We start from the raw sequence: 6,592 nt of genomic DNA, 5'->3' as shown, positions 1-6,592 counted from the left end.
CGACGCCGCCGTCCACGGGCGGATCGCGGCGAGAGCCACGAGAATGCGATCCTGCTGGTCGCGGATGCGCGCCAGCCGCATCGTACCCGCCGCGACCGGACCGGACAGCAGCAGCAGGATCAACGCCGCCCAGCGCCAGCCCGCCCAGCCGACCGTACCGCCCCCCACCGCCAGCGCGATCGCCAAGAGGCCCAGCGCGCGCGTCCGCACACCACGCGACAGCAGCAGCGGAAGCGCCGCCTCCTCGACCGGAGAGAAGATCGCGCGCCCGATCCAGTCGTCAGGCCGGGTCCGCGTCGCCGCGACCAGCCGCCGTTCCGCATCGGCCAGCGCGGCGGCATCGGTGGCGAAGATCGGCGGCGTGTCGGCGGGGATCCGGATCGCCTCCTGCTGCACCGCGCGGCGCAAGAGGGTGGAAACCGCATCCCAGCTTCCCAGCATGGCTGCGGTCTGCGCGACATGCGTGCCGTCGATCATCGCGACGCCGGCCCAGCGAACCTGCGAATCGATCCGCTCGAACGCGGCATGGTCGGGCAGATCGGGCACCACCGCGACGGCGCGATCATCCTGCGCGACGACGGTGCGCAACAGCGCCTCATCGGGCAGGCAGGCATCGGCCAGCATCAGCACGCGATCCTCGGGCAGCAGCGCGTCGGCCACGCGGTCGATCCCGGCGCACAGCGCGGTCCCGATCCCGTCCTCGCGCAGTCGTTCGACCACCTGCGCCAGTTCGAGCGGCACGTCGTCGACCAGCAGCAGGATCCGCCGCGCGCCCGCCGCCGCCGCGCGGCGCGCCTGATGCTCGACCAGCGGCGTCCCCGCGAGCGGCAGTAGCCCGCGCAATCCGCCGGGCGCCACCGCCGGATCATAGACGCCGATCAGCGCATAGTCGGTCCCCCGTTCCATACATCCCGGATAGGCCGCGCGCGCCGCCAAATCAAAGCCGCCGCTTCCGCCCGTCGCCAAAGCTGATACAGTCGCCGCATGAACCAGGGGGCACGCGCGCAGGAACGCTGGACGGAGACGCTCTCCGCCGAAGTGGAGCCGGAGACGCCGACGATCGAGACATATGAAACCCAGGACGAGGCGGCGGCGGAGCCGGCGTCGCGCTGGCCAGCGATTGCGATTTCGGCGACCCTTGCAGTGCTGGCACTGGTTTGGGTCGGCGCGCTGGGCTGGGCGCTGGGCCGGGCCGAGGGCGTTGCCCTGTTCCAGCCGCTCCGCCTGCTCGCGTGGATCGGCCTCGCCAGCGCGCCGCTGGCGCTGCTCGGCACGGTCTATCTCATGCTGCTGCGTTCGGGCCGGATCGAGGCGCGCGCTTATGGTCGCGCAGCGGCGCAGCTGCGCGCCGATACGCGCATGCTTCGTTCGACGCTGGCGGGGCTCAACATCCATATCGCGCAGGCGCGCGCCGACCTGACCGCGCATGCGGGCGAGATCGAACGGCTCGGCACGGACACGGCGGCGCGGGTGACCCGGGCGGCGAGCGATCTCGGCGCGCAGGGCGCGGCATTCGCGCGCACCGCCGCGACGCTCGACGACGCGACCGCCGCTGCCCGCACCGACCTGGGCGTGCTGCTGGCGGACCTGCCGCAGGCCGAAGCGGTCGCGCGCGCGATCGGCGACGGCTTGCGCCACAGCGGGGCCGAGGCGGATACGCATGCGCGGGCGCTTGCCGCCCTGCTCGAACAGTTGGAGGCGCGCGCGCGCGCAGCGGGCGAAGCGAGCGGCGCGGCGTCGCAACGCCTGACCATCCAGATCGACCGGATCGAGGAAAGCGCCGCCGCCGCCGACCGCCGCATCGCCGACGCGGCGGGCACGATGGGCCGCGCGATCGACGCCGCGCTCGCCGCCACCGCCGAGGGGGTCGAGGAGACGCGAAGCGCGATCGCCGAACAGAGCAGCGCGCTGGCCGCGCTGACCGAGCAGAGCCGCGCGACGCTGACCACCACGGGCGACGAGGCGGTGCGCGCTTTGTCCGCCCGGATCGATGCGCTCGCGGCACGGATCGAAGGGCTGGGCAGCGGGGTGCGGACGCAGGAGCAGGCCGCGCGCGGGCTGCTGGCGCAACTCGAACAGGCGATCGGCGCGGTCGAGGCACGCTTCGCCACGCTGGGCGATACCGGCGCCAACCAGACCGCCGACCTGGCCGAATCGATCGTCGCGCTTGCCGATCATGTCGAGGCGGTCGGCCGAACTCTCGGCGGCAGCAGCCAGTTGGCCGAGACCCTGCTCGGGCGGGTCGCACAGCTTCGGACGCAGGCGGATGCGTCGAGCACGGCGATCGCCGAGACGATCCCCGCCGCGCTCGCGCGCGTCCGTCTCCACGCCGAACAGAGCCTGCAGACGATCGCGGCCGCGGGGCAGCGCAGCGAGGCGCTGGCCGCCGCTTCGGTCACAGTCGGCGAGAAACTGGCGGAGGCGGAGGCGCTGCTCGATCGGCAGCGGCTCGCGCTCGACGACATCGGCGGGCGCGCCGAGACCCGGATCGGCGACCTGCGCACGCAGACCGCCGCGCTGGAGGAGATGCTGCGCGCCGCCGACGCCGAGGTGCAGGCGCTGAGCGAAGGCGCGTCGGGCAAGCTGGTCGAGGCGCTCGATCGCGTGCGCGAGACCGCGGCCCAAGCCTCCGAACAGGCGCGCGACGCGTTGTCCGCCGCCATTCCGCGCGTGGCGCAGCGGCTGGGCGAATCGGCCTCGCGCGCGCTGACGGCGGCGGTGGCGGATGTGGGGCGGACCGAGATGGCGTCGATCGGCGCCGCGTCCGAACAGGCGATCGAGGCGGCGCGGGCGGCGGCGGAACGGCTGTCGCGCCAGCTCCTCTCCATCGTCGAGACCTCGACCGCGATCCCGGGCCGGATCGACGCCAACGCCCGCGACACAGAGGCGCATGACGAACAGAGCTTCGCACGCACCACCGGGCTGCTGATCGAGGCGCTCAATTCGACCGCGATCGACGTCGCCAAGATCTTCTCGAACGAGGTGAGCGACGAGGATTGGAAGGCCTATCTGCGCGGCGACCGGGGCATTTTCACGCGCCGCGCGGTGCGCCTGCTCGATCGCGCCGAGGCCAATGCGGTGGTCCAGCGCTACAACGAGGACGGCGAGTTCCACGAGCAGGTCAATCGCTACATTCACGATTTCGAGGCGTTGATCCGCCGCGTCATGGCGACGCGCGAGGGCACGCCGATCGCGACGACGATGCTCTCGTCCGACACGGGCAAGCTCTACGTCGCGCTGGCGCAGGCGATCGAGCGACTGCGGAAGTAGCTTGCCACCCAGGTCCGGTTCGACGTGAACGGACCGCAATTCCGGGGGGCGCTGTTCCGGCACCGCAGCGATTCAGACCGCAACGGCAATACGGCGCGCCCGTATACCGTGCAGCGGCGATGTATCAGCCGCGAGGCGGTCAGTTGGCCGCCGTTTTATGCCGCGCGCACCGGCGCAGCGTCATACCGAACCGAAGCGCACGATTTGCCATCATCCATGTCGATGGCGCGCGAGCCGGAAACCCAGCGGACGTGTGGAAGCTAACACCGTTCGAGAAGGTGATCAGCGAAATGCTCGGGCTCGCATGATCACGGCGCCGAGCGCTCGCCATGGGAGGTCAGATCGAGGGCTTGCGGCGTGACCCAGCCATTCACGTAATTGGCGTAATAGAGGCCGAACAGGATCGCGCTGACCAACGTGGTCCACTTTGCCGTCCGCGCGAAGCTGAACGATGGCGGCGCGCTTTCGGCCTGGCCCGCGACGGGCGCGTCCTCCCCCTCGCGCCGCAAGCGGAAGGGAAGAACGAAGAAGAAGCTCATCGCCCAGAACAGCGAATAGATGGCGAGGATCGAGGTCCAGCGCATCCGCCCCTCCCTGCTCCGTCCGTCAGACGCGGATGAGACCGACGTCCACAACGGGCTTCTTGCCGGTCCATGCGGTAGCGACGCGACGGACGGCAAGGCGGATCGCCTCGCGCAACGCCGCCTCGTCCTTCTTGCGGTTCTTCGCGACCGCCTCGGCCGCGGCGTCCTGCGCCTCGGCGACGAAATCGGCCTTGTCCTCCTCGACGGGCACGCCCTGCGACGCGATGGCGGGCTCCCCGCGCAGACGGCCCGTATTGTCGAGCGCCACCGTCACCGCGATCGCGCCGTAGCTGGCGATGCGGCGCCGTTCGTTCATGGTCGATCCGTCGGCGGGCAGGATCACGTCGCCGTCGAGGATCAGGCGGCCGGCGCGCTCGTTCCCGATCTTCTTCGGACCGTCGGGCGCGAGGCGAAGCAGGTCGCCATTCTGCTGGACGATGCCCCTGGGCACGCCCAGCGAGCGTGCGAAGCGCTCCTGCTCGGCCATGTGGCGCAGCTCGCCATGGACGGGCAGGATGATCTCCGGCCGAATCCATTTGTACATGAGTTCAAGCTCGGGCCGACCCGGATGGCCGGAAACGTGGACGTGCGCCTGACGATCGGTGATCATCGTCACGCCGCGCCCGGCGAGTGCGTTCTGGATGCGGCCGATCGCCATTTCGTTGCCGGGGATCTGCTTCGACGAGAAGACCACCGTGTCGCCCGCGCTGAGCTTGATCTGGTGGCTGTCGAACGCGATCCGGCTGAGCGCGGCGCGCGCCTCGCCCTGGCCGCCGGTGGCGATGATCATCACCTGCGAGGGTGGCAGCTTCATCGCCGCGTCGAAATCGATCACGGGCGGGAAATCCTGGAGATAGCCGACGCTCTTCGCGACGCGCACGATCCGGTCGAGCGAGCGGCCCGCGACGCAGAGCTGGCGCCCGCAATCGCGCGCCACCTGCCCCAGCGTCTGCACGCGCGCCGCGTTCGAAGCGAAGGTGGTGACGAGCACGCGGCCGGTGGCGGCGCGGATCACCGCGTCCAGCCCCTCGCGCACCGCCGCCTCCGACCCGCTGGCGCTGTCGTTGAAGACGTTGGTCGAATCGCAGACGAGCGCGAGCACACCGGCATCGCCGATCTCGGTCAGTTCCTCGGCGGTCGAAGGGGTGCCGAGCAAAGGCTCCTCATCCAGCTTCCAATCGCCCGTGTGGAAGACGTTGCCGTAAGGCGTCTCGATCAGCAGGGCGTTGCCCTCGGGAATCGAGTGGGCGAGCGGCACGTAGCGGAAGCCGAACGGCCCGAGTTGGAAGCTGCCCTCGCTCTCGATGATCCTGAGCTCCACCTGATCGGCGATCCCCTCCTCCGCCAGCTTGCCCTTGATGAGGCCGGCGGTGAACGGTGTCGCGAACAGCGGCACGCCGAGATCGGCGGCGAGATAGGGGATCGCGCCGATATGATCCTCATGCCCGTGCGTCAGCACGATGCCGAGCAGATTGTCGCGCTGGCGTTCGATGAAGTCGAGGTCGGGCAGGATCAGGTCGACGCCCGGATAAGCCGGATCGGTGAAGGTGAGGCCGAGATCGACCATCACCCACTTTCCGTCGCAGCCATAGAGATTCACATTCATGCCGATCTCGCCCGAGCCACCGAGGGCGAGAAACAGCAATTCTTTGCCGGGCTTGGTCATTCTTGTCCGATTGTTGGGCGGCCCGCGCCGCCAAGAGTCCGCGCCGCGCCCCGTCCGGGCCCGGCTGCGTTCCCATGTAGGGGTATGGCCGGACGCCGCAAGGGCGGAAGCGCCATCCGCGTGGGACGGGTTATCCCTCCCGGTCGGGCGGCGGGCAGCGGACCGAGGCGCGGGTCGATCGCGCGATCCGCGTCGAGAGGAATTCGGCGGGGGCAAGCGAGCCGGATCTGTCGGCGTCGGCCCTGGCGAAGCGCTGGATGCCGCTCACCGCATATTCGTCGAAGCTCAACCGCCCGTCGCCGTTCACGTCGAGCTTGGCGAAATTCTTGCGCCGCTGCGCCAGATATTCGTCGCGGCCGACCGCGCCGTCCTTGTCGCGATCGTAGCGGGAGAAGCGCCGCTCCTCGCGCGTCTTCTCGCTTGCCTGGGGCGGCGGCGGCACGTCTTCCACCGCGTCAGGGGCGGCGACCGCTTGAGGTGCCTGGGGCAGCGCGACGCGGCCCGCGTCGGCGGTATTCCGCCACAGCAACACCCCGCCCGCGACCAGCAAGATGCCAGCCGCCATGCCCACCAGATAGCGCCACATGCCCCGCCCCCTTTTCCGGGGAAGCTAGCGCCCGATCAGCCGGAGCGCCAGCATCCGCAGCAGCCGCGCCGGATGGCCCTGCCGCCGCGTGGCGTCACGCGCATCCCGCGCGGCGAGCACGGCCAGCATGCCGAGCGGGCGGAGCGCGATCGGCCAGGGCGCGCGGACGTGGGCGATCGCGCGCGCCTGCGGCGCGGCCCGGTCACGGACGGCGGCGTCGGCGTGACCGTGGGCAAGATCGGCGAGGGCCCACAACGCGCCCGCTTCGCGCGCGCGCGCATCCGGGCGGCCGAGGATCGTGGCGGCGGCGGCGAAAAGGTGGCCGCCGCGCTCGCGTCCATGACGTGTGACCGCGTCGGCATCGACCGGACCATCGATCAGCGCCGCCCAGCCATCCTCGATCGCGGCGAGGTCGGCGCCCGATACGCCGCGCGGCAGGATCTCCTGTGCGATCGTCTGCAACAATGGCTCGGCGGGCGGGGGCGC

At 70.9% G+C, this 6,592-nt stretch carries 6 protein-coding genes; 1 reads left to right on the top strand and 5 read right to left on the bottom strand.

The genetic code is table 11. The features are described from left to right. On the bottom strand, window positions 1-906 hold a 906-nt coding region (locus ACOJSF_RS14220), incomplete at its 3' end, for an NTP transferase domain-containing protein (protein ID WP_420142856.1). A gap of 78 nt (window positions 907-984) precedes the next feature. On the opposite strand from ACOJSF_RS14220, the gene ACOJSF_RS14215 reads away from it, so the two are divergent. After that, complete coding sequence (locus ACOJSF_RS14215; RefSeq protein ID WP_420142855.1) at window positions 985-3,270, top strand: hypothetical protein; 2,286 nt, start codon at window positions 985-987, stop codon at window positions 3,268-3,270. 308 nt (window positions 3,271-3,578) lie between these two features. Here the strand turns inward: ACOJSF_RS14215 and ACOJSF_RS14210 are convergent, their stop codons facing one another. The 4 genes from ACOJSF_RS14210 to ACOJSF_RS14195 form a co-directional block, all read right to left on the bottom strand. Continuing rightward, on the bottom strand, window positions 3,579-3,854 hold the full coding sequence (locus ACOJSF_RS14210) for a DUF1467 family protein (RefSeq protein WP_420142854.1): 276 nt from the start codon (window positions 3,852-3,854) through the stop codon (window positions 3,579-3,581). Window positions 3,855-3,876: 22 nt separating this feature from the next. Next, on the bottom strand, window positions 3,877-5,520 hold the full coding sequence (locus tag ACOJSF_RS14205; protein WP_420142853.1) for a ribonuclease J: 1,644 nt from the start codon (window positions 5,518-5,520) through the stop codon (window positions 3,877-3,879). Between the two features lie 130 nt (window positions 5,521-5,650). Next, window positions 5,651-6,085, bottom strand: a complete 435-nt coding sequence (locus ACOJSF_RS14200; RefSeq protein WP_420142852.1) for a histidine kinase — start codon at window positions 6,083-6,085, stop codon at window positions 5,651-5,653. A 45-nt stretch (window positions 6,086-6,130) separates the two neighbouring features. After that, on the bottom strand, window positions 6,131-6,592 hold a 462-nt coding region (locus tag ACOJSF_RS14195), incomplete at its 5' end, for a hypothetical protein (protein ID WP_420142851.1).

This window comes from Sphingomonas sp. (genome assembly GCF_048594985.1).
In the GTDB taxonomy this organism is placed as follows: Bacteria; Pseudomonadota; Alphaproteobacteria; order Sphingomonadales; family Sphingomonadaceae; genus Sphingomonas_I.
Note: the sequence above shows the minus strand (reverse complement) of the source record. Positions and strands in the feature narration are given on the sequence as shown.

Excerpts from the sequence above, each read along its gene's own strand:
- ACOJSF_RS14215 (WP_420142855.1), top strand. The coding sequence starts at position 985 with ATGAACCAGGGGGCACGCGCGCAGGAACGCTGGACGGAGACGCTCTCC.
- ACOJSF_RS14210 (WP_420142854.1), bottom strand. The coding sequence starts at position 3,854 with ATGCGCTGGACCTCGATCCTCGCCATCTATTCGCTGTTCTGGGCGATG.
- ACOJSF_RS14205 (WP_420142853.1), bottom strand. The coding sequence starts at position 5,520 with ATGACCAAGCCCGGCAAAGAATTGCTGTTTCTCGCCCTCGGTGGCTCG.
- ACOJSF_RS14200 (WP_420142852.1), bottom strand. The coding sequence starts at position 6,085 with ATGGCGGCTGGCATCTTGCTGGTCGCGGGCGGGGTGTTGCTGTGGCGG.